This is a genomic window from Trinickia caryophylli, from assembly GCF_034424545.1.
Lineage (GTDB): Bacteria > Pseudomonadota > Gammaproteobacteria > Burkholderiales > Burkholderiaceae > Trinickia > Trinickia caryophylli.
Genome location: NZ_CP139970.1, coordinates 2,137,952 through 2,164,369 on the forward strand (window position 1 = coordinate 2,137,952; position 26,418 = coordinate 2,164,369).

20 protein-coding genes are annotated in these 26,418 nt (G+C 62.8%); 9 read left to right on the forward strand and 11 right to left on the reverse strand.

The window, feature by feature from the left end; translation table 11 throughout:
- Positions 1–93 precede the first annotated feature (93 nt).
- The gene (locus U0034_RS09630) at positions 94–1,434 is read left to right on the forward strand and encodes an aminotransferase-like domain-containing protein (protein ID WP_085229944.1); all 1,341 of its coding nucleotides are present in this window, start codon (positions 94–96) and stop codon (positions 1,432–1,434) included.
- Positions 1,435–1,467: 33 nt separating this feature from the next.
- Here U0034_RS09630 and U0034_RS09635 read toward each other — a convergent pair whose 3' ends face one another.
- Entirely contained in the window at positions 1,468–2,136 is a 669-nt protein-coding gene (locus U0034_RS09635) for a DUF2278 family protein (protein ID WP_085230027.1), read from the reverse strand.
- A gap of 655 nt (positions 2,137–2,791) precedes the next feature.
- On the opposite strand from U0034_RS09635, the gene U0034_RS09640 reads away from it, so the two are divergent.
- From U0034_RS09640 to U0034_RS09650, 3 genes are all read left to right on the forward strand, one after another.
- On the forward strand, positions 2,792–3,460 hold the full coding sequence (locus U0034_RS09640; protein ID WP_386092177.1) for a CsgG/HfaB family protein: 669 nt from the start codon (positions 2,792–2,794) through the stop codon (positions 3,458–3,460).
- A gap of 110 nt (positions 3,461–3,570) precedes the next feature.
- Complete coding sequence (locus U0034_RS09645) at positions 3,571–3,933, forward strand: DUF4810 domain-containing protein (protein ID WP_085229946.1); 363 nt, start codon at positions 3,571–3,573, stop codon at positions 3,931–3,933.
- A 15-nt stretch (positions 3,934–3,948) separates the two neighbouring features.
- Entirely contained in the window at positions 3,949–4,620 is a 672-nt protein-coding gene (locus U0034_RS09650) for a DUF799 domain-containing protein (RefSeq protein ID WP_085229947.1), read from the forward strand.
- 226 nt (positions 4,621–4,846) lie between these two features.
- On the opposite strand, the gene ilvD is transcribed toward U0034_RS09650, so the two are convergent.
- Both ilvD and U0034_RS09660 read right to left on the reverse strand, forming a co-directional pair.
- Positions 4,847–6,697 (reverse strand): dihydroxy-acid dehydratase, encoded by a 1,851-nt coding sequence (gene ilvD, locus U0034_RS09655; protein WP_085229948.1) that lies wholly within the window; start codon positions 6,695–6,697, stop codon positions 4,847–4,849.
- Between the two features lie 188 nt (positions 6,698–6,885).
- On the reverse strand, positions 6,886–7,551 hold the full coding sequence (locus tag U0034_RS09660; RefSeq protein ID WP_085229949.1) for a TetR/AcrR family transcriptional regulator: 666 nt from the start codon (positions 7,549–7,551) through the stop codon (positions 6,886–6,888).
- Positions 7,552–7,730: 179 nt separating this feature from the next.
- Here U0034_RS09660 and U0034_RS09665 point away from each other — a divergent pair, with 179 nt between their 5' ends.
- Genes U0034_RS09665 through U0034_RS09680 form a run of 4 tightly spaced genes read left to right on the forward strand, consistent with a single transcriptional unit; the run spans position 7,731 to position 13,040 of the window.
- The gene (locus U0034_RS09665; RefSeq protein WP_085229950.1) at positions 7,731–9,191 is read left to right on the forward strand and encodes an efflux transporter outer membrane subunit; all 1,461 of its coding nucleotides are present in this window, start codon (positions 7,731–7,733) and stop codon (positions 9,189–9,191) included.
- A gap of 20 nt (positions 9,192–9,211) precedes the next feature.
- Complete coding sequence (locus U0034_RS09670) at positions 9,212–10,399, forward strand: HlyD family secretion protein (RefSeq protein WP_085229951.1); 1,188 nt, start codon at positions 9,212–9,214, stop codon at positions 10,397–10,399.
- Positions 10,400–10,416: 17 nt separating this feature from the next.
- A complete protein-coding gene (locus tag U0034_RS09675) occupies positions 10,417–11,949 on the forward strand; it encodes a DHA2 family efflux MFS transporter permease subunit (RefSeq protein WP_085229952.1) in 1,533 nt (510 codons plus the stop codon).
- A gap of 32 nt (positions 11,950–11,981) precedes the next feature.
- The gene (locus U0034_RS09680; protein ID WP_085229953.1) at positions 11,982–13,040 is read left to right on the forward strand and encodes an AI-2E family transporter; all 1,059 of its coding nucleotides are present in this window, start codon (positions 11,982–11,984) and stop codon (positions 13,038–13,040) included.
- A 108-nt stretch (positions 13,041–13,148) separates the two neighbouring features.
- On the opposite strand, the gene U0034_RS09685 is transcribed toward U0034_RS09680, so the two are convergent.
- The 8 genes from U0034_RS09685 to U0034_RS09720 form a co-directional block, all read right to left on the reverse strand.
- Positions 13,149–13,436 (reverse strand): PAAR domain-containing protein, encoded by a 288-nt coding sequence (locus U0034_RS09685; RefSeq protein ID WP_085229954.1) that lies wholly within the window; start codon positions 13,434–13,436, stop codon positions 13,149–13,151.
- Positions 13,437–13,447: 11 nt separating this feature from the next.
- A complete protein-coding gene (locus U0034_RS09690; RefSeq protein WP_158243561.1) occupies positions 13,448–14,398 on the reverse strand; it encodes a T6SS immunity protein Tli4 family protein in 951 nt (316 codons plus the stop codon).
- 74 nt (positions 14,399–14,472) lie between these two features.
- Positions 14,473–16,422: an esterase/lipase family protein gene (locus U0034_RS09695; RefSeq protein ID WP_085229955.1), complete on the reverse strand. Its 1,950-nt coding sequence runs from the start codon at positions 16,420–16,422 to the stop codon at positions 14,473–14,475.
- A 39-nt stretch (positions 16,423–16,461) separates the two neighbouring features.
- A complete protein-coding gene (locus U0034_RS09700; RefSeq protein ID WP_085229956.1) occupies positions 16,462–19,254 on the reverse strand; it encodes a type VI secretion system Vgr family protein in 2,793 nt (930 codons plus the stop codon).
- Positions 19,255–19,602: 348 nt separating this feature from the next.
- The gene (aac(6'), locus tag U0034_RS09705) at positions 19,603–20,073 is read right to left on the reverse strand and encodes an aminoglycoside 6'-N-acetyltransferase (protein ID WP_085230029.1); all 471 of its coding nucleotides are present in this window, start codon (positions 20,071–20,073) and stop codon (positions 19,603–19,605) included.
- 279 nt (positions 20,074–20,352) lie between these two features.
- Complete coding sequence (locus U0034_RS09710) at positions 20,353–20,991, reverse strand: hypothetical protein (RefSeq protein ID WP_139831215.1); 639 nt, start codon at positions 20,989–20,991, stop codon at positions 20,353–20,355.
- A gap of 929 nt (positions 20,992–21,920) precedes the next feature.
- Complete coding sequence (locus U0034_RS09715) at positions 21,921–22,502, reverse strand: hypothetical protein (RefSeq protein ID WP_139831216.1); 582 nt, start codon at positions 22,500–22,502, stop codon at positions 21,921–21,923.
- A gap of 483 nt (positions 22,503–22,985) precedes the next feature.
- Positions 22,986–23,561, reverse strand: a complete 576-nt coding sequence (locus U0034_RS09720) for a DUF4410 domain-containing protein (protein ID WP_158243562.1) — start codon at positions 23,559–23,561, stop codon at positions 22,986–22,988.
- A gap of 251 nt (positions 23,562–23,812) precedes the next feature.
- Here U0034_RS09720 and U0034_RS09725 point away from each other — a divergent pair, with 251 nt between their 5' ends.
- A complete protein-coding gene (locus U0034_RS09725) occupies positions 23,813–26,368 on the forward strand; it encodes a DNA phosphorothioation-associated putative methyltransferase (RefSeq protein WP_085229960.1) in 2,556 nt (851 codons plus the stop codon).
- The last annotated feature ends 50 nt before the right edge of the window (positions 26,369–26,418 follow it).

The following is a 26,418-nucleotide window of genomic DNA, read 5'->3' on the forward strand; positions in this document are numbered from 1 at the left end:
GATTCAGGCGGCGTGCCGCTTCTCCGGAAGTGAGAGGCCATCCTAAGCGCGCGGGGCAATACAATCAAAAAATTGTCCTTAGTACACCGCGCCATGACCGAAACCCGCTATCTGCCGCTCGTGGAAGAACTGGCCGCGCAGATCCGTACGGGCCGCCTGCCGCCCGGCACGCGGCTGCCCACGCATCGCCGCCTCGCCGCGCGCCACGGCATCGCGCTCGTCACCGCCACGCGCGTGTATGCCGAACTCGAAGCAAGGGGCCTCGTCAGCGGCGAGGTGGGTCGCGGCACCTTCGTGCGCGAAGTCGCGCTGCCGCGCAGCCACGGCATCGACCAGCTCGCCGTGGCCGGCGATGCGGTCGATCTCAACTTCAACTATCCGTCGTTGCCCGGTCAGGCCCGAGCGCTGAGCCGCGCACTGCGACAGCTCGCGGCGGCGGGCAATCTCGAAGCGCTACTGCGATATGCCCCGCATGGTGGCCGCCCACACGAGCGTGCGTCGGTTGCGAGGCATCTTTCTTCGCGAGGGCTGGCCGTCGACCCGGAGCACGTGCTCATCGTCGATGGGGCCCAGCATGGCCTCGCCGTCACGGCGATGGCGATGCTGCAGCCGGGCGACCTGGTGGCGCTCGACGCCCTCACCTATCCGGGCTTCAAGGTCGTGGCCGACATGCTGCGGCTGCAACTCGCGCCGCTGCCCGCGGCGCAAGAAGGCATGGGTATGGACCTCGACGCGCTCGAACGTCTTTGCGCGCGCCGGCGGGTCCGGGCGGTGTATGTCATGCCGACGCTTCACAATCCGCTCGGCTGGGTATCGAGCCTCGCCTGGCGGCGCCGGCTCGCCGACATCGTGGGGCGGCACGGTCTTCTCGCCATCGAGGATGCCGCTTACGCATTCCTCGCGGCGAACGCGCCCGCCCCGCTTGCGGCGCTCGCACCCGAGGCCACGATCCATGTTTCGGGGCTGTCCAAGAGCGTGGCCACAGGCTTGCGCTTCGGTTTCGTCGCGGCGCCCCCGGCCTGCGTGCCCAAACTCGAACGAGCGATTCGCGCGACCACCTGGAATACCCCGGGTATCGTCACGGCGCTTGCCTGCAACTGGCTCGACGATGGCACCGTGAGCCGGCTCGAGGCCGAAAAGCGCAAGGACGCCTCGTTGCGGCAGGCTGTGGCGCGCGAAGCCTTGGCCGGGCTCGCGGCCGTCGGCCATCGCGCGTCGTACTTCGTCTGGCTGCCGCTGCCGCCCGAGGTCAGGGCTGATCGCGTGGCGGCCTCGCTGCTGGACGAAGGCATTTCGGTGTCCACCGCCGAGCCGTTTGCCACCTCGAAGCAAGTGCCGCACGCCATCCGGCTCGCACTCGGCTCGGTCCAGATCGAGCGCCTGCGCGTGTCCTTGCGGACCGTCAAGGCAGTCGTCGAAAGCCTCGCCTGTTGACGTGCGCCGCTGGCTGGCCGCACCAGCCCCGCATCAACCGCCTATGGGCCGCGCACCGGCCGTGGCGTTGCCGAGGTCGTCCGTGGGCAGCCACTGCTGCTCGAATGCGGAGAAGTAGGCGGCCCACTGCCCGCCGCCGAGATCGACCAGCACCGCGCCATCCTGCCAGATGTCGTTATGGTCGTTCCGGTCGTTGCCCGCCCGATGCACGAACTCGCCTTTCGACCCCTGGTTCATGTGAATGTCATGAAGGCCGTTGCCTTCCGAATAAAACCGGCCGAACAGATAGACGTCGAGCTGCTCGCTTTTCGCCTTCGTCAACAAGCGCGCGAGCGAAGCCGCCGGTTCCGTGCGATCGCTGCCGTCCATGACGTCGCTGTCGCGCCACTTGCCGGTGGCGTCGAGGATGTCGCTGCGCTGGAAATCGAGCGCGGGCAGCGCGTTCGTACCGGTCAGATCGGCCGCCCCCGGACCGGCCGCACCGAGCGTGCGGATCACGGGGTGACGGAAGTCATAGACGAGCTTGTATTTGAGCAGGTCGTCGGCATCGTTCGTGCCGACGTTCACGGCGGCATCCCATTGCGCGTCGCCAACCTGAAGACGCATATGGAGGTGGTACTGGATTTCGTTGCGCCGCGGCTTGCTCGTCAACATCGGATCCGACAGCACCTTCGCTTTTGCATACCCGTAGGGAAGTGTCATCGATGGCCTCGTCACTGGTTGAACCTCGCTTTCGACGCCCGCCCCGACGCACAGTTCCGGCTCCAACTCCGGTTTCGATCCCCGAATGCGAGAGGATTGAGATTGGTGCGATTTTCGGACGCAGGCGTATTTGCTTTTCGACCTGTGCGGCCGTTGGAAAAAAACGACGAGGCTCGCAATCGATTGCGCTTGCGTATAATGCTCGACGACCAACTCGGGAAAATCAGATCGTTCGCCGCACGCACGGGGTGTGAAAATGCGGGCGACAAAACGGAAACGATCGGCCAGTCGATCCCGAACATAAAATGTTTGCGTACATGAAAACAACGATCGAGAAGACCAGAGGGCTGTTTTCTGCCACAGAAGCGCATGCGGGCGCTTCGATTCCTTGCGCGACCGCGCCCGGCGAGCCATCTCGGCCGTCGAATTCGAACCGATACTGAACTCCAGCGAAGCCATTGCATCGTTCCGGCGCGGGCTGCGCGCGCATGCGCGCACGACGCCCATATGCAATGTCGTTCGCGCGGCGACCTCGCCATCGGTGCGCCGCGGTCGCAAACCGCCATCGACAAGACATCGAATCGGCCATCCATCGACGATGGCTATACACAGCTTGCCCGCAAAACCTCGCGGGCCTTTCACAGGGGTGATGCACTTGAGACCAGCCAAATCAACCAGCGTCCTCGTCACGGCTTTCGTTGCCGTCGTGCTGAGCGGATGCGCCACCGAAGCTTCGCGTACGCTCGAGGTGCCTGCCGTGTCGAGCGCGCAGGTGCCATTTGCCGGCAAGCCGGTTCAAATCGCCGTCGGCAAGTTCGATAACCGGTCGAATTACATGCGCGGCATCTTCTCGGACGGCGTCGACCGCCTCGGCAGCCAGGCGAAGACGATCCTCGTCACGCGCCTGCAGCAAAGCCGGCGCTTCAACGTGCTCGACCGCGAGAATCTGGCCGAGATCAAGCAGGAAGCGGGCTTTCTGAAGCAGGCGCAGGCGGTGAAGGGCGCGCACTACGTTCTCACGGGCGACGTCACCGAATTCGGCCGCAAGGAAGTTGGCGATCAGCAGCTCTTCGGCATCCTCGGCCGCGGCAAGAGCCAGGTGGCCTACGCGAAGGTCGCCATCAACGTGGTCGATACGACGACCTCGGAAGTCGTGCTCTCGAGCCAGGGCGCGGGTGAATTCAGCCTCTCGAACCGCGAAGTCATCGGATTCGGCGGAACAGCGAGCTACGACTCCACGCTCAACGGCAAGGTGCTGGACCTCGCAATCCAGGAAGCCGTGAACCACCTGGCCGCGCAAGTCGATGCCGGCGCGCTGAAGTAAGCGCAGCCGCCCTCCTCATTGCGCTCGCGGCCTCGGCCCTGGGCTCCGCCCGGGTTCGGCTCCGGCTTTAGCCCTGTTCGACAACCGATCGACAACCGATTACGACAACGATGAACGAGAAGACCCTGATTCGACGCCTCGCGCTGCCCGCGCTGGCGGCCACGATCGTGCTTTCCGGGTGTGCGTCGCAAGGAACGCCCCCGCTTTATCAATGGACCGGCTATCAGCCGCAGGTCTACGAATACTTCAAGGGCAAGGAAGCCCCCGAAACCCAGATCGGCGCGCTCGAAAAAGCGCTGCAACAGATCCAGGCTAAGGGCCATGCAACGCCCCCGGGATTCCACGCGCACCTCGGCATGCTGTACGCGAGCGTCGGCAAGGACGAGCAAGCCATGCAGGAGTTCTCCACGGAAGAAAAGCTCTTCCCGGAATCGACGACCTACATGGATTTCCTGATGAAGAAACCCAAATAACGCCGCGCATCGATCATGTCCAAATTTCTTTCCCTGAAGCTTCTGGGTGCGCTCGCGATGAGCGCCCTGCTCGCCGCTTGCGCCGCACCGGCCAAGCACGTCGACTACACCGCGTTCAAGAAGGCTCAGCCGCGCTCGATCCTGCTGCTGCCGCCGATCAACGAGACCAACGACATTTCGGCGCCCTACAGCGTGCTGTCGCTGATGACGCAGCCCGTTGCCGAAGCGGGCTACTACGTCGTGCCCGTCGCGGTGATGGACGAGACGTTCAAGCATAACGGCCTCACCACGTCAGCCGATATCCAGAACGCGCCGCCCGCGAAGCTTCGCGAGATCTTCGGCGCCGATGCCGCGTTCTATTCGACGGTCACGCAATACGGTTCCGTGTACAAGGTGCTCGACTCCACCACGGTCGTGGCCGCGTCGGCGAAGCTCGTCGATCTGCGCACGGGCGACGTGCTGTGGCAAGGCTCGGCCCAGGCCAACGGCAACGAGCTGGGCGGCACCAACGTCAACGCGGGCGGCCTCGTCGGCATGCTCGTGCAGGCGGCCGTCAAGCAGATCGCGCACTCGCTGACCGACCAGAGCCACGACGTGGCGGGGCTCACGAGCCAGCGGCTGCTGAGCGCGGGGCCGCCCACGGGCCTCCTCTACGGCCCGCGTTCGCCGAAGTACGGCACTGATTGACAACGTCTGTTCCCGGCGCGCCCGAGCGATTCGCGGCGCGCCGGCGATGTGAGCGCGAGTGCGGGATTGCGCCACTCGCGGTAGTCTCCAGCGGGCGGAACGTTGTTCCAGCGAGCCGCCATGTGCCCGTAAGCGGCTTGACTGCGTCACGCAGCAAAACAAAAAGGCGTCGAGCCCGAGGGCCCAACGCCTTTTTGGTGCAGCCGGATCGCGATGGCCAGGCGGCTCAGCGCTTGAGCTGAGACAGATCGCGCACGGCGCCGGTATCGGCGGAGGTGGTCAGCGCGGCATAGGCCTGCAACGCGGCGGAAACGTGCCGCTCGCGATTGGCCGGCTTCCAGGCCTTGTCACCTTTCGCTTCCATCGCGGCACGGCGCCTGGCCAGTTCCTCGGCCGGCACCGCGAGGTTGATCGAGCGATTGGGAATGTCGATCTCGATTGCATCGCCGTTTTCCACGAGGCCGATCGCCCCGCCCATGGCCGCCTCCGGCGACGCATGGCCGATCGACAGGCCGGACGTGCCGCCCGAGAAACGGCCGTCGGTCAGCAGCGCGCACTGCTTGCCGAGCCCGCGGCTCTTCAGATACGAGGTGGGGTACAGCATTTCCTGCATGCCGGGGCCCCCCTTCGGGCCTTCGTAGCGAATCACGACGACGTCGCCGGCCTGCACCTCCTCGCCGAGAATGCCGTCCACGGCCGCTTCCTGGCTTTCGTAGACGCGCGCCTTACCGCTGAACTTCCAGATCGATTCGTCGACGCCGGCCGTTTTGACGATGCAGCCTTTCTCCGCAATGTTGCCGTAGAGCACGGCCAGCCCGCCGTCCTTCGTGAACGCATGCGCGACCTCGCGGATCACGCCCTTCTCGCGATCGAGGTCGAGCGCCTTCCAGCGGCTTGCCTGCGAGAACGCCACTTGCGTGGGCACACCGCCCGGCGCCGCCTTGTAGAGCGCATGGACCGCTTCGTCGCCAGACACTTTGACATCCCACTTCGCGAGCGCCTCGGCCATCGTGGCGCTGTGCACGGTGCCCACGTCGGTGTGGAGCAGGCCGCCGCGGGCCAGTTCGCCCAGAATGCCCATGATGCCGCCGGCGCGGTGCACGTCTTCGATATGCACGTCGGGGACAGCCGGCGCTACCTTGCACAGGCACGGCACGTGGCGCGACATGCGGTCGATGTCGGCCATCGTGAACGGCACCTCGGCTTCGCGCGCCGCGGCGAGCAGGTGCAGCACGGTGTTGGTCGAGCCGCCCATCGCCACGTCGAGCGCGACCGCGTTTTCAAACGCCTTGAACGTTGCGATGCTGCGCGGCAGAACGCTCGCGTCGTCCTGCTCGTAATGCTGCTTCGCCAATGCGACGATGCGCCGGCCGGCTTCGCGAAAGAGCTGCTCGCGGTCGGCGTGCGTCGCCACGATCGTGCCGTTGCCGGGCAGCGAAAGGCCCAGCGCCTCGGTCAGGCAGTTCATCGAGTTGGCGGTGAACATGCCCGAGCACGAACCGCAGGTCGGGCACGCGGAGCGCTCGATAGTGGCGACTTCCTCGTCGGAGCAGTTCTTGTCCGCGGCCTTGACCATGGCGTCCACCAGATCGAGGGCGATGACCTTGCCTTCGACCTTCGCCTTGCCCGCTTCCATCGGGCCGCCTGATACGAAGATGACAGGGATGTTCAGCCGCAGCGCGGCCATCAGCATGCCCGGGGTGATCTTGTCGCAGTTCGAGATGCATACGAGCGCATCGGCCGTGTGCGCGTTGACCATGTACTCGACGCTGTCGGCGATCAAATCGCGCGAAGGCAGCGAATAAAGCATGCCGCCATGTCCCATGGCGATGCCGTCGTCCACCGCGATCGTGTTGAATTCCTTGGCCACGCCACCGGCTGCCTCGATCTCGCGGGCGACGAGTTGCCCCAGGTCTTTCAGGTGCACGTGACCCGGCACGAACTGCGTGAAGCTGTTGGCGATCGCGATGATCGGCTTGTCGAAGTCCGCATCCTTCATACCCGTTGCGCGCCACAGGGCGCGCGCTCCGGCCATGTTGCGGCCGGCGGTCGAGGTGCGGGAACGGTACTGGGGCATGCGAAAGCTCCGGTGTGGGGGTTGTTCTCGGGCGAATCCGTTATTTTACCCCTCTCGCCCCGGCCCTCGGCGGCCGGCGACGCACGAGGACCGGCGCGCGAATGCCGCCGGTCCCGCCGAGGGGCCTTGCCGCATTTCGGCTTCCCGGTCCACCTGGCGAGCGAGTCGAAACCCGGCCGCACGACGTGTCAGGTATCGGACTTGCGTGCTCGCCGCGCCGGCGCCTTTTTCCCCGCTTCGTCGGGGCGCGCTCCGCAAGCTCCGTAAGCCGCGATGAACACATCCACGGCGCGCTCCACCACCGGCAAAATCGCGGCGGGCCTGGTGTTCACGGCATAGCCGAGTGCGGCAAGCTCGAGCAGTTCCGCCTCGTAAAGCGCCTCCAGATGCCGCGCGGCAATGCCGGGGTCGCACTCGCGCACCGAGCCGGCAGCGATCGCACTCGCCAGAAAGTCGCGCACGAGCGCCCAGCCGCGCTTCGGGCCGGCCTCGTAGACCGCGCGCCCGAGCCGGGAGTGATCGCCGCCTTGAAAGCACAGGCGGCGAATCGCGAGAATCGACGGCCGCAGGACAGCCGGCAGGTAATGCCGGCCGAAGGCGACAAGCGATTCGCGCAGCGGCACGTCCAGCGTCAACTGCCCGAATGCCTCGTGAATTTCGCCGGCCGCGAGGCTCGTCATGGCCTCCGCGTACAGCTCCTCCTTCGAACTGAAGTAGCTGTACAAGGTCGCCTTCGACGCTCCGGAACGCGCCGCGATATCCGCCATCGATGCCTGATCGAAGCCGACTTCGCGAAACACGTCGAACGCCGCCTCGACGATCGACTGGCGTTTCTCTTCGGTCTTCTTCCTCATCCCGTCTTTTCCTGTCCCGTCAAAACCGGTCTCGTCAGAGCGGCATTCTAAGCGATGCGCCCGGACCGCCAGCCTCGTTGCAAAGACAACGCCGACCGCGCGAACCAGATGTCGTTGACAAGACCGCATCATATCATTTATAAACCAAACCGTTTAGTTTAGTTAAAGACGAGAGGACGATGAGAAGGTCAACTTGGAGTCGTTGCGCGACGGGGCGCGGGGCAGCCCTCGTCGTCAGCGCAGCGCTCGTGGCGGGGCTGAGCGCCTGCGCGACGAAACCGGATTCGGTGACGCAATCCGTCAAGCCCGTGGGTGGCTATGAAACGACGCGGAGCTTTGCGGCGCTCGATGCGCGGCCGGTCGAGTGGCCGGAGGATCGGTGGTGGCAGGCGTACGGCGATGCCCAGCTCGACGGTCTCGTGCAGGAAGCGCTCGCGGGCTCTCCGAGTCTCGCGGCCGCGGCGGCAAGGCTGCGAAATGCGCAGGCGGTGGCGCAGCAGTCGGGCGCGGCGCTATTCCCGGATGTCACGGCCAAGGCGTCCGCCGACAAAGAGAAACAGAGCTACAACTATCTTTTCCCGGAGAGCGCCGTGCCCAAGGGCTGGCGCGCCGGAGGGCAGGGCACGCTCGACTTCTCGTACGACTTCGATCTCTGGGGCAAGAATCGTGCGGCGCTGGCGGCGGCTACGTCCGACGCGGAAGCCGCTCGCGCCGACGAGGCCGAGTCCCGGCTCGTTCTCGCCACGTCGGTCGTGGACGCGTACGCGGATCTCGCCCGGCTTTTCGCCGAGCGCGATTGCGCGGCGGGGGCGGTGGACGTGCGCACGCGTACGGCGGCCCTCTTCGTCGAACGCCAGAAGCAGGGGCTGGAGACCGAAGGCAGCGTGCAACAGGCGATTGCGCGACGCGACGCCAGCGTGGCCGAACTGCATGCCACCGATGAGTCGATCGCGCTCGCTCGCAACCGCATTGCGGCGCTCGTGGGCGCGGGCCCCGACCGGGGCCTGGCGATCGCACGTCCGACAGTGGCCGCGGGCGGACAGCATGGGCTGCCGGCAAGCGTTACGTTGGGGTTGCTCGGGCGCCGGCCCGACATCGTCGTGGCGCGGCTGCGCGCCGAGGCCGCGGCGAAGCGCATCGACGTGGCGAAGGCGGCGTTCTATCCGGACGTGAGCCTGAGCGCGGTGATCGGCGTGCAGTCGCTTGGGTTGAACATGCTCACGAAGGCGGGCTCGGTGTTCGGCAACGTGGGGCCGGCCATTTCGCTGCCGATCTTCAACGGCGGCCGGCTGCGCGGCCAATACCGCGCCGCTCAGGCGAGCTACGACGAGGCCGTGGCCAATTATGACGACACGCTCGTCAAAGCCCTGCGCGACGTGGCCGACGTGGCCGTCAGCGAGCGGGCGCTGCAACCGCGGCTCGAAGCGCGGCGCGCGGCGGCCCAGGCGGCCGCGCGCGCGCACGACGCGATCCAGGCTCGCTACCGGGGCGGCCTGGCGAACTATCTCGACGTGCTGAGCGCACAAGACAGCCTGATCGACGCGAACCGGCAGTTCGCCGATATCGAAGCCCGCGCGTTCTCGCTCGACGTCTCGCTCGTGCGCGCCCTCGGCGGCGGATACCAGAATCAACCCAGTTAAGAGCTCATCAGGAAAATCTCATGTCGAATGTTACGCAAGCAGCGGCGGGCGAGGCGGCCCTTCGCGACGCCCATGACGCCGCTCACGTGGACACCCGGGCGCCGGCGCGGCGCAAGAAGCTGTTCGCGCTCCTCGGCGCCGCCGTAGCGGTATGCGCGACAGGCTACGGCGCTTACTGGCACTTCATCGCCTCGCGCTACGTATCCACGGACAATGCCTACACGGCCGCCGAGGTAGCGTCGGTCACGCCGGCCGTGACGGGCATCGTCAAGACGGTGAATATCGTGGATACCCAGGCCGTCAGGAAAGGCGACGTACTGGTGGTGATCGACGATACCGACGCACGGCTCGCGCTTGCCCAGGCGGAAGCCGAAGTGGGCCGCGCCGAGCGTAAGGTGCGCGGCTATATCGCCACCGACAAGGGGCTGACCGCGCTCGTGGCGGCGCGCGCCGCCGACGCCGCCCAGATGAAGGCGAAGATCGTATCGGCGCAGGCCGACTATGACCGCACGGCCATCGACCTCAAGCGCCGCGAGGCGCTGGCGCAAAGCGGCTCGGTCTCCGGCGAGGAACTGAGCAATGCGCGCGCATCGTTTGCCTCGGCGAAGGCCTCGCTGGCGGCAGCCAAAGCGGCCCTCGAACAGGCACACGCGTCGCGCGGCGAAGCCGTGGGTTCGCTCGATGCGAACAAGGTGCTGATCGACGACACGACTGTCGATACCAACCCTGAAGTACAGCTGGCCCGTGCGAAGCGCGACCAGGCCCGCGTGGACCTCGGACGCACCGTCCTGCGCGCACCGTTCGACGGCGTGGTGGCTCAGCGCAATGTGCAGGTGGGGCAGCGCGTCAAACCCGGCGACACGCTCTTGTCCGTCGTGCCGATGAACGATGTTCACGTCGATGCGAACTTCAAGGAAGTGCAGCTCGACAAGGTACATGTGGGCCAGCCGGCAACGATGACCTCGGACATGCACGGCAGCCGGGTGGAGTACCACGGCCACGTTACGGGGCTCGCGGGCGGCAGCGGTTCGGCGTTCGCAATGATTCCCGCGCAGAACGCCACGGGCAACTGGATCAAGGTCGTACAGCGTCTGCCGGTCCGTATTTCGATCGATCCTGACGAACTGCGGGCCCATCCGTTGAGCGTCGGGTTGTCGATGGAAGTCGAAGTGGACACGCACGCCGAGGCCGGCAACGAAGCGCACTGAGGGGGCGGGAGCGAGTCATGTCGAAATCCGAATCGTCCGGGGCGCCGCTGACCGGAGGCGCGCTGCTGCTCGCGGGGCTGATGCTGGCCTCGGCGAACTTCGTGGCCGTGCTCGACACGACCATTGCCAACGTCTCGATACCGAATATCGCGGGTGCGCTCGGGGCATCGTCGAGCCAGGGCACCTACGTGATCACGTCCTATGCGGTGGCGGAGGCCGTAACGGTGCCGCTGACCGGCTGGCTCGCCGCACGCTTCGGCACGGTGCGCGTATTCGTGCTCTCGTTGCTGATGTTCGGCGTATTTTCGGCGCTTTGCGGCCTCGCCAATTCGATGAGTACGCTGGTGCTGTTCCGGATATTCCAGGGGCTGGCCGGCGGGCCGCTGATGCCGCTCTCGCAGACCCTGCTGCTGCGCATCTTCCCGAAAGAGAAGGCGCCTGCCGCCATCGGCTTGTGGAGCATGACGACACTGGTCGCTCCCGTGATGGGGCCGATTCTGGGCGGCGTGATTTGCGACCGCATGCACTGGTCCTACATCTTTTTCATCAACGTGCCGGTTGCGCTGGTCTGCTCGTGGTGTGCGTTTCAACTGCTGCGGCGCTACGAATCGGCGCTGCAGCGCACGCGCATCGATGCCGTGGGGCTTGGGCTGCTGATCGTCTGGGTGGGGTCGCTGCAGTTCATGCTCGACGAAGGCAAAGACAAGGACTGGTTCGCATCGACGGAGATCGTCGTACTCGCGATCGTGGCCGTGATCGGCTTCTTGTCGTTTCTTATCTGGGAGATGACCGAACGCCACCCCGTCGTCGATCTGCGCGTATTTCGACACAGGGGGTTCAGCGCCAGCGTGCTGACCATCAGCCTCGCGTTCGGCGCGTTCTTCGGCAATACGGTGCTCACGCCGCTGTGGCTGCAGAACTACATGGGGTACACGGCGACGTGGTCCGGCTACGCGAGCGCACTGACGGGCGTCCTGGCGGTGCTGGCCGCGCCGGTGGCCGCCACTATGGCCTCGCGGTTCGACGGACGGTGGCTCGTGTTTGCCGGCGTGCTCTGGATGGGGGTGGTGACGCTTGCGCGCTCGTATGCGGATACGGACATGACGTTCTGGCAGATCGGCATGCCATTGCTGCTGCTCGGGCTCGGCTTGCCGTTCTTCTTCGTTCCACTGACGGGGCTGGCGCTCGCGAGCGTGGACGAGCCTGAAACGGCATCGGCGGCGGGGCTGATGAGCTTCTGCCGGACGCTTTCGGGGGCGATTGCCACGGCGCTCGTCAATACAATGTGGGAAGATCGCATCAAGATCAGCCATGCGCAGCTGGCCGACATCGTCGACCGATCGCATCGCTATTTGAATGCCTTGGTGGATTCGGGCACGCCCCTGGGCGTTGCCCGAGGTCAGATAAACAACATCGTGCAGGGGCAGGCCGTGATGCTCGCGACATCGCAGCTCTTTGCGATCGCGGGCATGACGTTCGTGCTCGCGGCGATTGCCGTGTGGTTCGCGCCGCGGCCCACGCGCGTGGCGGATACGACGCAGGCACATTGAGCCGGTTCCCCCTGGGCCGGCTGGATTCGATCATGGCTAATTCGATTTCGCCTTCTTCGGTGGCAACGACGGTGACGGGCGTTGCCGCCGGCATGGCACTCGCGCATTACTTGCGGCCGGTGCTCGTTCCGTTCTTCCTCGCCGTGCTGCTGCGCATAGGGGTGGATGCGGTGGTGCAAATGGCCGCCGGTGTGTTCCCCAAAGCGCCGAAATGGCTCGTGCGGCTGGCGACGGCGGGCCTGATGGGCACGGCGATCATCGTGATCTGCTATGTGGTTGCGCAAGGCGTCAGCGCCGTCGCGTATCAGATACCGGCGATCGTCTCGCGGCTCGATTCGATATCGCAGGGCATTGCGCTGGCCATCGGCGCGAAGGATGCGGACTTTTTCAGCGTGGCCATCAGCCACATCGATGGGCCGGCACTCGTGCAGTGGCTCGCCTCGGGCATTCACGAGCCGGTGGAAATCGTGTTGCTGACGCTGCTCATGGCCGTTTTCATGCTCGCCGCGCCTCGCGCGGAGGACAATCCGAAGCTCGATATCGTCGCGCGCCACGCGGCGCGAGCAGCGAGGCAGCGGACGATCATCGCGCATATTACGAACAGTATTCAGAACTATATGGTCGTGCAGTTGGCGACCAACGGGGCAATCGGGCTCGCCGTCGCCGCAGCCTGCTTTACGTTCGGACTGAAGGGGGCTGCGTTCTGGGGTGCGACGTCGTTCATCCTCGCGTTCATTCCGGTCGTCGGGCCGCTGATTGCCAGCGTGTTGCCGGCGCTTTCGGCGCTCGCTCAATCGTCGATGGAATGGCAGGCCGTTGCCGTGTTCGTAGCCGTTCAGGCCATTTTCACCGTGGCGCACAACCTCGTTCTTCCCAAGCTGCAGGCGAAAAGCCAGAACATCGATCCGATTGCCGGCTTGCTTGCGCTAGGGATCTGGACGCTGTTGTGGGGCGTGTGGGGTGCACTGCTCGCCACGCCGCTCACGATGCTGATCATGATCACCATGGCGCAGTTCGAGAGCAGCCGGTGGTTCGCGGCGTTGCTATCGCACGACGGGCGTCCGGAGACGGGCGGTGGTGAGGGTGGCTAGCGCACGGCTGGAGCGGACGACATTGATTGAACGCGGCCGCCGTGCTTCCGCAGGTCGTTACCCGTGGTGCATCTGTCGAGCCGCCGCATACGCATGACGTTGCCCCATTCAGATTTCGATATATGACGCTGACTGCGACGCCACCAGCTTTGGAGGCGTCGGGCACTGGCAGACACAAAGGTCGTCGCTCAGCGCCGCCTGTCGGCCGTCCGGCCCCGTGCTCCGGATTCGCGGCCCGTCGCAAACGATCACGCCCGTTTTCTCGCACACGGGGCACCAGACCGGATCGCGCTCGTAAGCTTGCGCGCGCCCTCCGATCAGGTCGTTGCCGTCACCACCTTGCACCACGCCCCCGGCTGTCGTGGTGTCGCCCTTCGCGATGTCGTAGCGGCGCATGTGATCCCCCTTCAAATGGCGCCGGGGCGCAGGCGCAAACTGTTCAATAGGGTGTCCCACACTTCGAGTGCGCCCGCCGCATCGACAGGCGAGGTGGCTTCGGCCGGCGTCAGATCGGGGCTGCTCGCGCCAAGTATGAGTTGAATGGCGGTATGGGGCTTTGCAAGCGTGCCCGGATCGCCGGGAGCGAGCAGATAGAAGCGGTACGCGGTGATTCCCCCGTCCTGGAGTTCGAACAGTACCTCCTCCGCGCTCATACCGGCGATCTGGCGCCTGCCCTCGCGGAGAACGCGGTAGTGTCCGGGCAGGCGGCCCAGTTGCGCGCGCAGTTGAGGCAGGGTCTTGCTCAGGGGTTCGTTCTGATCGACGTCTACCGCATCCCGCATTTGAATGACCAGTAGCGCCGGTCGTCCCGGCATCAATGCAAACGACTGGCTTACGTCCTCCGTGTATATCGACGAGCCCATTACAGTGCCTCCGTCGAAGCAGAGCCCCGAGCCCGTCGGCAAAGTCCAGTTATCACGCGCCTTAATGCGGCTGTACATGTCGTTGTAGATAGATTCGATCCGGCCCAACGCGCCGGCGCCAACGCTCCCTTGCGTGTGGAATATCCTTCCATCCTTGAAAATGAAGCCCTCTGTTTTGAAATTCAACTGTGACGCCGCATCGAATCGTCTGTAGACAAACACGGTAGAGTCAGCTATCGGGGCAATTTCTTTTTCCAGCCATGGATGACCTGTTGGCGCGTTCGTTCCTGGGTTGACTCTCTGCTTTCGATGCAACGCATCCCGCAACTCGTTGACCCGCCTCGCGTAGTCATCGACCGACGATTTGTACATTGTCTCAATACTATTTCCGCGGAATTTGTACTCCTGATTCGATATTTCGCTTGCCTGAGGACGATCAAGAACAAAGCGACCGATGCACCATGGCCGTGACTGAGATAGCAGAGGGTTGGTCATAGTTGAGTTCCCCGAGAATGCAAGCGGGCAGACACACAGGCCCACCAGCATTAACAAAAAATTCTTCCAACGTCTTAGCATGACGGCTCCGGTGCGTCCCGCACGATTTTTACAATGCTGTAGAGCAATGCCCAGCGTACCCACGGATGCTTGTAGCTGAATTGATGATCATATCCACCCTGCACAAAGGCCATTTGCACTCCGGCATGCGAGGTACCCTTCGCACTTGACTGAACCCCACGCGCTTGAGCTTCCGCCGACCACACCGGGACAGTTCCGTCTCCGGCAATGATGCCGCTCCTGCTTTCGTACGGTGACGGATTTGAATCCTCCGCGCCGGTTGACAACTTGCTTACCTTTTGCACAGTGAACTCGATGGCCAGTTTGCGAGCCTCTAGATATATCCGCAAAGTCCCGGTATGCGAATCATGCAAAAATGCGGCAGCGCGCAGCTCGGCTTCCGTCACATCCGACGGCATACTACCTCTCCAGATCACCTTTCCCCATGTCAACAATTTATCGCGCGGCTCCCCTTTTTCTACAGTCGCCTTGCTTCGGCTGTCGCTAACATTCTCGACAGGAGAACGACGGCTCCTCAGAGCTCCGTTTCCATACGCCGCATAGGTAACCTTGTGATAAACGTTTTTAACTTTCAATTGATTACTAACAACAAGCGACATCGTCTCTTCAAATTTATCACGCAACGTCTCATCGAGATTGTCTATTTTCAATCGCTTCTTAACAATTCCGGCCGGATCAAGTAGATTTTCGTCGGGCACCAAGCCGTACCATTTCGAATTCGTGTAGATTTCATCGTAGGCGTTACCGGTTTTTGGCAGCTGCATCACCGGCGTACCATCGGCCCGAGCAAACACCCACCAGGGCTCGCCATTGTGATAGTCCGGCATCGGCAACAACTCGAGCGGCCCCGGGGCGTTCGCCGCCACCGCCACGAACTCGTGCGCATCGCGCCCAACCAGGCTGCCGTTGATAAAACCGTTCAGGCCGCCCTCGTTGCCACCGCCTGTCCGGAAGCGTTTTGCCGCCACCGGCGCACCTGTCGCCGGCTGCACGTTATGAAACACGCCGTGCATCAAGTCCGCGGCGCCATGCATCGCGACCGCCATCCGCGCGACCAGTCCACCCATCGAGTGCGTCACGATGATCGCCTTACCGGTATCGTTCTCCGCACAAATTTCCTTGATGCCCATGAGCCGCGTCGTTTTCTTGGTCTTCGGATCGTAAAAATCCGTCCCCTCGATCACCTGCTTCGCGGAGTCGGCGTTCGATTGCAGCCAGTTGTACCCGATCGCGTACACCCGGTAGCGGTACTTGGCGAAATGCCGGAACTCCGGCGAATCCGCCGTAATCGCCTCACCCCGGCCCAATGCGCCGTAGTCGGCCGGGGGTGTACCCAACACCGGCTTCAACGTCCAGGCTTCACCCTCCGGGTCTGTGTCCACCCACGCGCCATGTGGCTCGCCCAGCAGCATCGGTTGATTGAGATGCTCTTCCAGCCAAGCCAGAAGGGGTTGGTAACTGGTGCGGTGCACCGAGCCCCAGCCGCGCCGCCGCGCCTCCTCTTCGTCGACGATCTGATCCGCCGTCGCCCCCTTGCCGTGCTTACCGACGTTGATCGGGCCCAGCGGCGTAACCGCGGCGCTGGCCGGATCGAAAGTCTCCTGCCTCGACGAGGCCGCCATGAACCACATGCCGAGCAATTTCCACAGCGCACCCACGTACTGAAGCGCGTCGTCCGTATTCGGCGCAAAGAACAATTCTTCGCCCGTGTGCTTGTTGACCAGCAGCGAGCCCATCACCCCTGGCAGAAAAATGACCGGAATGATCGGGCGCACATCGCATAGAAGTTCTTTCGTTCGACTGTCGTCAGGAGGCGTCAACGTCGCGCGTACATAAGATGCCCCCTCCTTGTCCGTTCTCCCCGTGAGTCGGACGATGTCCTCCGCGGAATATGCGTCGAACGGCAATCCACCGCCGCGATTGTTTGTCGGGTTGTCACTCATCTTTTGCTCGTCGATTGAAAATCAGCCGGTTTCCCATCGTCACACCGAGGTATCGCCCGCGTTCGCTTTCCGCCGCAACGCCCGCAGCACGATCGATTCGACGTTCTCGCTCTTTTGCTCCGGCACCTGCCCGAGGTCGTCCGTCATGCCGGTCAGGCGCGTACCGTCCGCACGCACGAGTTCGTACGGATGGTGCTTCAGCACCTCGCCGGTCACGCGATCGCGCAACACATAGGGGTCATTGAAGTTCGCCGTCGGCATGCGGTTCATATGCTCCGCAACCGAACTCGGCCCTTGCCGGCTGAACGAAGCAGATTTGACGGCTCGTGCGCCACGCGTGCCATCCTCGATGCCATCGGCCGTGATACGGATATACGAGCCGCCGCACTTGAACATCAATTCGTCCTTGGCCTCGATAACGACTCGCCCTCTGCTGCTGGTCAGTGTCAGATCTCGATCCGCGGTAAGCCGCATTTCGTCGCTTTGCGCGGCCAGTTCGACCTTGCCCTTGGCCGCGAACAGTTTCATTCCTGCTTGCTGAACAAAAACGCTGAGCTTTTCGGCTGCGGCAAGGATCAATGACTTGCCCGCGGCCACACTCGTGTTCTCGCCGCTCCCCACGCTGACGTGCCGATCCGCGGCGATCTGCGCCGACTGTTGCGTCGAAAGCGCAATGCCGGCGGGACTCGCGAGCGCGATCAGCGGCGACACGAAGCTGTTGGCCGCGCCCCCGCCGCCGCCTGCCGTTCTCCCACCGGACGTATCGCCGGACGCGCTGCGGCGCGTCGCCGCCTTCAATCCTGCGAGAACATCCTGGCTTGCGCGCAGCGGCTCCGCCTGCGCCGTCGCACTGGCATTCGACAGCGCCTCGACGAGCATCTCCGTGCGAGTGAGCTGGTCATGCAGTTCCTCCACATCCAGTTGCTCGCTGTCGTACTGCTTCGAATAGGTGCTGACGTACAAGCCGCCATTTGCGCGTACCGCACCGTAATCGTCTGTATGCAACATGAAGCCCATGCCGAGATAGCGGCCGCGCGTGTTGCCCTGCTGGCCGATCAGGTAGCCCTGGTGAAAGACGCTGTAGCTCTTGCCCGTGTAGCTCGTGAGCCGCGTGCCGCCCTGGTTCGTTGCGTCGTCGTGGATGAACGCGTTGTAGGCTCCGGTGTGGCCGAATCCTCTCGATTTGAAACCGGATAGAAGCGCATGCGTATGCCACGGCGGCGGCGTGGTGCCGCCGCCGAGCCGGCCCAGTATGAATGGCCGATCGCAGTCGCCGCCCCAGTAGCCGATCGCGAGCCATTCGCCCGCGCGAGGCACGTGAACGGCGCCGTAGCCGTTTCCCGTGTCCGCTTGAAGCGAGAGCAGCAGCGGTGACGACGTCTCCACGCCACGGGCCGTCTGTCGGTCCCACACAAAACGCACGAGGACCCGATTGAATTCGTCTGCCCACACTTCTTCGTTTGTCGGTGCCACGGCCAATGCGTGCTCGATATGCATGACGGGTTTGCCGTGCTCGAACGGACTGCGATATTCGACGGTGGCAACCTGGGCCTCGAACTCGACGACGAAGAAGCCCGCTTCGCCGTCGACCGGATGCGGTTTCGATGCGAAGTGCGCGCCATGCGCCGCCTTGGCGTCGGCGATGCTCCGCTGCAGACTATGGGGAAAGGCATCGGCATGCCGCCCGATCGGCACGTTGTTCTCCACGTACCATCTTGATTCGACGACAAGGAACTCCCGGTCTCGGGCCGAAACGTCAACGTGGCGCGGGTGCTTGTTCAACACGAAACGCGATCCGGCGTCCGCCCACCGCAACGCGCCGGTGCCGGTGTAACGGCGCGCCTGCGCCTCCCACGCTTCGGTACGCAACAGCGCACGCGCATAGCCCGCGGCGGAACTCGGGTAACCGTAGGGCAATGCCTCGTACACCTCCATCGGAGCAGCCGGTATCTCATGCTGGTCGCTGTGGCGCCAGTGTTGTACGGTATAGGTCGTTGCCTCCATCTTGCTCGACACCTCGAATTCGAAGTCCGGCCGCATGTAGTCGAACGATCGGCTCGTGTAACGCAAGCTTTGAAGACGCTGCATCGCAACCCATTGCGAGATTCCGTCGACTTCGTCGTCGGTATTCGCCCGGTGATACACCACCTCCTTCGCCTCCGGCAGTGCGTCCACGCAATCGACGATGACGAGCGTCGTGCCCGCCGGTTTGCCGCTCTTATTGGTGGCATGCTCCCAATAGAAATACCAGCCCTCGTCCTCCAGGAGCCGATGAAGGAAATTCAGATCCGATTCGGCCTGCCGGCAATAGGACCGTACGCGCGGCTCGCTTCGGATATTCAGGCGCACGCGGCCGCCCAACTGCGGATATCGCGCAAGCACGCCGAGCACGATATGCCGAGCACTCTTCTCGAGCCAGTAATAGTCGTTCCGGGTATGGCCGAGAAAGAAGAGCGCCGAGGCGAACTCGAGTTGATAAACGGCTAAAGCGCCGTCAGCCCCGAGTATGCCGACCCGGTGAACGAAACCGTGTATAGGCCGATAGGTGGAAGGGGCGAAGGGCGCGCTCGTCGTCTGCTGCAGCCACAACGTCACCGGTTGGTGCATCAGCGAAAGCAGTTCGACGTCCTTGCGTATCGAGACCGCATCCACGGTCCAGCGATAATCGCGGCCGAGCTTCGCCCAGCCTTGTGCACGCAACGGGATGAGCACGTCGGCGCCCAAGGGAGTATCGAGCTTCAACAGCCGATCTCGTTGAATAATGCCCCGATGAATTGCGTCGACGATATCGCTGTACTTCGGCGCCGCCGGCGCGGCGGGTCTGATTACCATTTCGCTCTTCCTGTCTCTCAGGTTCTCGGCATGGCCGCGAAGCGAGGAAAGGCACGGAAACTTCCGCGGTCCTCGAGGTCTTGGAAGCGTCGGCGGTACCGCGCCGAAGGGCGGTATGCCGGCCGTCGACGCTTCCTGTTGTCTTATGGACGCGAGTCTAGCGGACGCCTTTTATTTGACGGCGTGTCGCGATTCAAATCGTATGGAGTGTTTACTCGTGGAACCGCTGTTGCGTTGCTTCGCGTAGGCGCTGCGCTAGTCCGGCCAAGCAGGGTATTCACGCCGGATAGCCCCCCCCCGCGCCGCAACTGCACCAGTGTGCTCGGGAAGAACCGTTCAGTTTGGGCCTTATACGCGAGTCGAAGCGCGCTTGCGGAAGAACACCACGCGCTCCGTTTCCTGAAAGCCGAGTGCGCGGTGTAAAGCCTGCGCATCGACGTTGTCGACTGCCGTGTCCGAGGCAAATTCTTCGCATGCATGCGACGCGCCCCATTGCTGAATCGCTGCGCATAACGCTGCGGCGATGCCTTGGTGGCGCATACGGGGCACGACGTAAATGCCTTCGAGGAAAACGACCGGCGAAGTGTCACACCCATTGACATAGTCGTGCCGTATGGCCGCTTCGGCAAAACCTAGCGCCTCACCGCAGGAGGAGACGGCGAGAAACGCTACGTAACGATCGAGCCGGGGAAGCAGGCGCTTCGCTTCATGCGCGTGCTCGTCCAAGCTTGCGTGAGGCCAGAGCAGATGCCTCAGCGAGCACCACAATGGAATGTCGGAAAGTAGAACTGCCCGGATAGCGAAGGAAGTGGAAGACATTGCGAGCGGTTCGGGGAGCCGGATCGTGCGGCTGGGACCAAGCAATATGCGCCTCGCCCGCGTTGAGCCGTGTCGTCAAAAGGGCTGACGATACAGGCAAACTACACGCCTTTGCTCAGGGCGAATGCGGAATCAGCCAACGCGTCGCAGATTCACTCGCGTGCGGCTCCAAGCGCATCACGAGCATTGAGTTCGCGCGCAACATCGAAGATCGTCGAGCCGGACTTTCACGGCCGAGCATCGTTCAGATGCGGTACCGCGGACATGACGTCTCCGACCTCACGTTTTCTTGTCCTTGTGCTGTCTGATATCCGCTTCATGAAACAGGTTCACGATCGGGCCGGACTCGTCGCCCGCCCGGTTCGCGAGTTCGTTTGTTAACGACTTGTAATGAAAGAGGCCACCCCGGCCAAGCGCCGCATGCTGCCGCGTCGCCCCTGTCGGCAGCAGGCCGTCACCGCTGTGCGAATTGTGTAGTTTGCCCGCGCGAGCCATTGCCACGTTTTCCAGATCGCTGCGCGCATGCACCTCGAGTTCATGTGACAGCGTGGATTGAAGATGCTCGGGTAGCGCCTGCTCCAGATGTCTTGACGTATCGATGGTCACCGTTGATTCGAAGCGAGCAGTCTCGCGTGTCCTAGGCGAAAGTTGCGCGAATTCCTCCATGTGGTCTACACGCGCAATGCTATAGCGCTTTTCTTCCGCCGGTGCCGCGACGACACTTTTTGCATAGGTCACGTCAGGGTCTCTTTGTGACGACGACGGCTTTAGCGGTTTCGGTACGACAAAATCTCCGGCGGTAAAGCCGAGCGTGCCGGAGTCGAGCGTTCCCGAGCGAACGGTCAGTGATTCCCGAGGCCCAATGAGGGCTTGCACTGGCTGGCTCAGCACGCGCTCGGCCGACGCAACTTGTTGCACGACCTTTTCGAAGACGGGCTCGCGCTGATCGGGGGCGCCGTGCGGCGGCTGATAGGTGATTTCGCGTTGCGTCGCAGTCGGAGAAAGGCCGGGGCCGCGGCTCCGAGAATCTGCGGGAGGTTTCGCAGGCGGCGCCTGCATCGGCGCAAGCTCGTCTTTCGGTGGGGCGAATGCATCGTATTTTTCGGCTCGCTCGGCAGCTCGCCGCACTGTTCGACTTTTGTCATGCCAGGACCGTACGCTGACCGAGCGGCCATCGTCGGGCGGCACGAATGCGGCCGGTGCCGGTTCCTTCGCGCGCTTCGGCTCGGGCCGTACTGGTTTGAACGCTTCTGCTGCAGCATTGATCGCGCGTTGGTTTTCCTCGCGGCTATCCATATACGCGCGGAACGCTTTGCGCCCCATTCGTTTTCCACCCGCCATCCGCATGTCCTCCCCGTTTTCGATGCGCCGATGCGGCTTCGCGCCGGCCCGTGCATGCCGCCGAATGAATCAAGCTGCATGCCAGCGGGGGCTTGGCATCGTCAAAGGCATGCTACGCGGGGGTTGCGCCGACGTAGCGGATGCTGCGCGCAGCCCTGAACTGGGTTGTTTGTTACCCACTATGGTGGCCGAGGTCCCACAACACGGGCGGCCATGCCTCGGAGTATCGGTGTTCACCGAGCCCCAGGGTATTGGGTGAAAAAATACCCCACTGGTGGATATTTGCCTCAAGGGTGCCCTATGAGAGCGCGCTTTCGGAATCGAGGAAAACTATCGGCGAAGCGTCACAGCCGTTGGCGAAGCTGTGCGGTATCGTCGCGTCGGCAAAACCGAGCGCCTCGCGCATGAGGAGACCGCGGGAAACGCGGGTATGACAATGCGGCTCGCCAAGCAAGCGCACTGTCTCGTACGGTGCGCTTACGCAACCGTGATTGCCAACGCTCAGCCTAATGGCAGGTATTCACGTCGCGGCTCATCAGGCGGATAGCGGCTGCACTGCCGACGGCCACTGTAAAGTGCTTGAAATCGGTATCGCGCTGAAGACTAACGTACAGTTCGCCGCGACGGTAGAAGTCATCGAGTTCCCATGACGGGCGTTTCTTTCTGAAGGTGAGCTCAGGATACGGATCGCCGTCGACACGCACGAACCCGTCGTGCTGCAAATGTGTGACAACGGACCGGTATGAGTCGTCCCCGTAAGGCAGCATGTATCCGATCACGGCGAGCGGAGGCGCGTTCGGAAGCTCGGAATGAGCAAGGAAAACAGCAGCCGTCTCGACTCCCATTGCCCTGCACAACGGAGCGGCTCGGCTCATTGCCATGGTCATGAGCGACGGCGGCTCGCAGTTATCGTTACGGGGTTCGTCGCTCACAACATCGGCCGGCAGACCTTTCACCGCCTGTATTAGCGCATCGATATCCGCGCCGCCAGCCAATTCGGTAACTCCTGGGCAAACAGCGACGAGGCTGTTACTGAAGCCGCCCGACGCCCACGTTGCCTGAGGTGCAACGACGAAGGAGATCGCCAATGCCAGCGATCGGTAAGCTATTGTGAGAGGCATCATATTGCCGGAATTTGTGTCGACAGCCAGGGCGATAGCATCGCGGACGCGGTTCAGGACTCGGGGCCGCTACGCGCTTTGATGCTGATGCAGTGCCAGTTGCCGCCTGACGACCTGGTCGAACTGGTTGGTTGCGCAAGCGGAATCGGCCCTTACGAAGGCGAGCAGGTTATGGACGATCTGTATTAGCGTGATAACGATGCCCCAACGGCAATCCCCACCATCCCGATACGACGGAGTAAAGGACTGCGCCCAATTTTCGACCGCACTTGCGGCAGGCCATATGACGCTGTGTCGCGCAGTGCATCACTACGAAAAGCGATGCCACCGGATGCGCCGCGTGCACGTCGACAGGCCCGCCCTGCCGACGACATACCAAGCATGGGCCGTGCCGCCATCTGCCGACGTGTTCCTGAACAACAGCGGCCGGCAGTAGCTCGGCGCCCACGATTATTGGCCTACGGGCAATCCCGCCAGCTTGGCCACGCCGTTGGCTGCCTCGATGCCAACATCTTCCGCGACTACGTCGATCCCGTTAATTGCGGAATGGGCCGAATCCTCGACGTCGAAGCGCGCGTCGCCGACATTGACGGTCGCCTTGATATGATCCCGCCCCGCAAGGACGCCGAGCATGACGCGTGCGACATTCGACCGCGTGCTGTACTCCACAACGCTGATCTTGACCGGCACGCCGCCTGCCACGATTTTCACGCCTGCTTTTTGTGCTTGCCGATCGAACGCCTCGATCAGGCCGGCGCGTACGGCCGAGCTGACCTCGTGATCGCCGGCGTCGACGGTGGGCTCGGCCACTCCCGCCCCCAAGACCGTCTTCAATCCCGGGCTGCCAACGTGCGCGGCTTCGATTTCAGGTTGTGTGGCCGCGCATCCGGACAGAATCAAAGCAACTGCCGCCCCTGAGATCGCGAGACTTCTCGAAATCATTGTTTTCCTCCTTGAATGAAATTCGCCTTCCTCTCCCGCTATGAGATCGAGAGGCGACGCCATAGATAACGGCAGGTCGGACAAGAAATTAATAGAGGATAGCAACGGCGTACTGGGAGGCGCTCTGCGAATGGATGCGAGGCACCCTGACATCGAAAAAGCGTTATCGACAGAGTAACTAGCGGCGCTCCGAAGTCCCATGAAGTCGGGCGGGCGGTAGTCATTGAGTCACCGCGGCCAAGCGTTTATCGTTGACTCTATAATGTCGAGACGCGTCAGTCGCGGCGTCCTATCTTGCAGTGCGTCGCGACTCCGAGCCGCCACATGAGGTGCCAATGAACCGCGTTCGTCAGCAGTTTGGCAAACTTGTGGTCGATGATTTATATGTTCATCGCGATGGCATCGAACATCTCGACCCCAAGCTTCAAAGCCTGATCGCAGGACGTTTAGCGAAAGCGCCCGCACGCGCACGGGAGGAAGCCAACGTCATCAAGGTCAACTACCGAAACGACCGCGTCTCCCTCCTTGCATACGCTGATTTCTTCGAGGACCCGTTCCCGTCCCTCGCAGAGTCCTGGACCATAGCAGCCGATGATGAGCAGAGCGCGTCGTATCGCTCATACACCGAGTCGCTGAACCCGCCCATTTTGCACCGGAAGGAACTTCTTCTTCCGCCTGGACATCAACTCAAGCCCGCTTTCGAAGAAATCACGCGCAATGGGGAAGCGCTCGGATTGTTCGACGACACTGCGACGATTGGATTCAAAGCGAACTGGCTACGCCACGTCGCAAGCAAGGGATATCAACTAGTCGGGAGCCAGTTCGTTCCTATTGGGAACGATATAAGCGGCTCTCCAGAGCCGGCGGAATGCGACGGCACACTCGTGTTGCGGCACCTGACCGCGTTATCGCGGAATGTACTGTCCGCCCCCGTGCAGTTGCTCGCGAGACACGGCCTGCTAAAGAACGAATGGACGTTGTTCGACTACGGTTGCGGCAAGGGAAACGATGTCACCACGCTACGCGATCAGGGGTACCCGGCATCGGGCTGGGATCCATTTTTTGCGCCCGACAACCTCATCGAACCGGCAGACGTCGTCAACCTCGGCTTCGTGCTCAACGTAATCGAGGACGAAGTCGAACGACTCGAAGCGCTGCAACGTGCTTTCTCCCTCGCAACGAAAGTCTTGGCAGTTGGGGTGATGTTGAAGGCATCCAACACTTCCGGCACGCCATATCGCGATGGCGTAATGACCTCGCGGAACACCTTCCAGAAGTATTTCGCGCAAGAGGAGCTACGACAATATCTCGACCACGCACTGGGCGAAGACGTTTTCCTTATTGGCCCCGGCGTTGCATTCGTGTTCCGCGACAAAGAGCTGGAACAGCGATTTTTGACGAGCAGATATCGCCGCCACGGGCTTGCGCAACGGCTACTGAGGTTACCGCGACAACCGAAAGCGAGGGATAACCATTCGCGTATCCCAGCTGCTCCACGGACGATATCAGAGGAGGCGCGACATTGTCTCGAGCAATTGTGGGAAGCCGCACTCGACCTCGGCCGCATACCCGAGCGAGACGAGATCAGCTTCGTCCCGACAATTGAAGAACACTTTGGCTCCGTAGCAAAGGCAGCGCGGTTGCTTGAGCGACATTTCGACATGAGTCAGCTGAAGGCCGCAGCCGATGCTCGCGCAGACGACCTTCGCGTCTTCTTCGCTATGCAATGCTTCGCGAAGCGGGCGCCTTATCGGACTCTAGAGCGGCGGTTGCAGCGGGATATCAAGTCCTTCTTTGGCGACTACCGCTCTGCGCAAGGCGCCGGCATGCAATTGCTGATGAACGCGGCCGATTCGGAGGATATGCGTGCGGCTTGCGCGCTCGCCGCCGAACACGGCATGGGTTGGCTCGACCGAGAAGGCTCGCTTCATCTACACCTCTCGGCCGTGGATCGCCTGCCGCCAGTCCTCCGCGCTTACGTCGGGTGCGGACTGCTGATCTACGGCAATGCGGGAGATGCGCAGCTAGCGAAGATTCATGCACTTTCCGGCAAGCTGACGTTGACCGAGTATGACGAGTTCGATAGCGCACCGCTTCCGCGCTTGGCGAAGCGCGCAAAAATCAACATCCGGAAGCAAGACTACGAAATCTTCGAGTACGGCGGGAGATACGAAAAACCGCTGCTCTACTTCAAATCCCGATATCTAAACGAGGAATACCCCAACTACTCGCAACAGGAGGCGTTCGACGGCGCGCTCCAGCGGCTAGAGCTTTTCGATCCTGAGGGGTACGGAGCGTCAGCGTCGGATCTAGCACAGCACCTCGAGTTGCGCCGTTGGGTCATCGACGGCTTCATGCTACGTCGCTCCGATAGCATTCCTTCGCCCGACCAACTGTGCGGCAAGCATTTCCGCTATCGTGATCTGATTGAATGCGGCGAGACGCAGCGCCGCCTACGAACGCCCAACGTGCCAGAGCAGCCCGAGACATATAACGCTCTACATGATCTGTCGGCGATGATACTCGACGCAGTGATCGAGTATTTCGGGGCCATCCGCCTGACGTACGGCTTTAGCTCCCGTGAACTTAGCCGGCATATACCCGACCGCATCGCGCCTCGGCTTGACCAACACGCCTCCTTCGAGCTTGATAGGCAGGGCAAGATGATCTGCCCTCGTGGGGGAGCAGCGTGCGACTTTATCGTCGATGACGAGGACATGGAGGAAGTCGCACAGTGGATCATGGCGAATCTGCCGTTCGATCGCCTGTACTATTACGGGCGTGATCGGCCAATCCATGTAAGCTACGCCGAAGCGCCTGAAGGGTTGGCTTATGAGATGAAGGCTAGTGCGAACGGTCGCCGATTGCCGCGCCCAATGCGCCGGAAGTAGCGATGATCGCGGACCAGCGGTGCTCCTTTACGGAGCAGGCCGGCGACCCT

Excerpts from the sequence above, each read along its gene's own strand:
- U0034_RS09630 (WP_085229944.1), top strand. The coding sequence starts at position 94 with ATGACCGAAACCCGCTATCTGCCGCTCGTGGAAGAACTGGCCGCGCAG.
- U0034_RS09635 (WP_085230027.1), bottom strand. The coding sequence starts at position 2,136 with ATGACACTTCCCTACGGGTATGCAAAAGCGAAGGTGCTGTCGGATCCG.
- U0034_RS09645 (WP_085229946.1), top strand. The coding sequence starts at position 3,571 with ATGAACGAGAAGACCCTGATTCGACGCCTCGCGCTGCCCGCGCTGGCG.
- U0034_RS09650 (WP_085229947.1), top strand. The coding sequence starts at position 3,949 with ATGTCCAAATTTCTTTCCCTGAAGCTTCTGGGTGCGCTCGCGATGAGC.
- ilvD (WP_085229948.1), bottom strand. The coding sequence starts at position 6,697 with ATGCCCCAGTACCGTTCCCGCACCTCGACCGCCGGCCGCAACATGGCC.
- U0034_RS09660 (WP_085229949.1), bottom strand. The coding sequence starts at position 7,551 with ATGAGGAAGAAGACCGAAGAGAAACGCCAGTCGATCGTCGAGGCGGCG.
- U0034_RS09665 (WP_085229950.1), top strand. The coding sequence starts at position 7,731 with ATGAGAAGGTCAACTTGGAGTCGTTGCGCGACGGGGCGCGGGGCAGCC.
- U0034_RS09670 (WP_085229951.1), top strand. The coding sequence starts at position 9,212 with ATGTCGAATGTTACGCAAGCAGCGGCGGGCGAGGCGGCCCTTCGCGAC.
- U0034_RS09675 (WP_085229952.1), top strand. The coding sequence starts at position 10,417 with ATGTCGAAATCCGAATCGTCCGGGGCGCCGCTGACCGGAGGCGCGCTG.
- U0034_RS09680 (WP_085229953.1), top strand. The coding sequence starts at position 11,982 with ATGGCTAATTCGATTTCGCCTTCTTCGGTGGCAACGACGGTGACGGGC.
- U0034_RS09685 (WP_085229954.1), bottom strand. The coding sequence starts at position 13,436 with ATGCGCCGCTACGACATCGCGAAGGGCGACACCACGACAGCCGGGGGC.
- U0034_RS09690 (WP_158243561.1), bottom strand. The coding sequence starts at position 14,398 with ATGACCAACCCTCTGCTATCTCAGTCACGGCCATGGTGCATCGGTCGC.
- U0034_RS09695 (WP_085229955.1), bottom strand. The coding sequence starts at position 16,422 with ATGAGTGACAACCCGACAAACAATCGCGGCGGTGGATTGCCGTTCGAC.
- U0034_RS09700 (WP_085229956.1), bottom strand. The coding sequence starts at position 19,254 with ATGGTAATCAGACCCGCCGCGCCGGCGGCGCCGAAGTACAGCGATATC.
- U0034_RS09725 (WP_085229960.1), top strand. The coding sequence starts at position 23,813 with ATGAACCGCGTTCGTCAGCAGTTTGGCAAACTTGTGGTCGATGATTTA.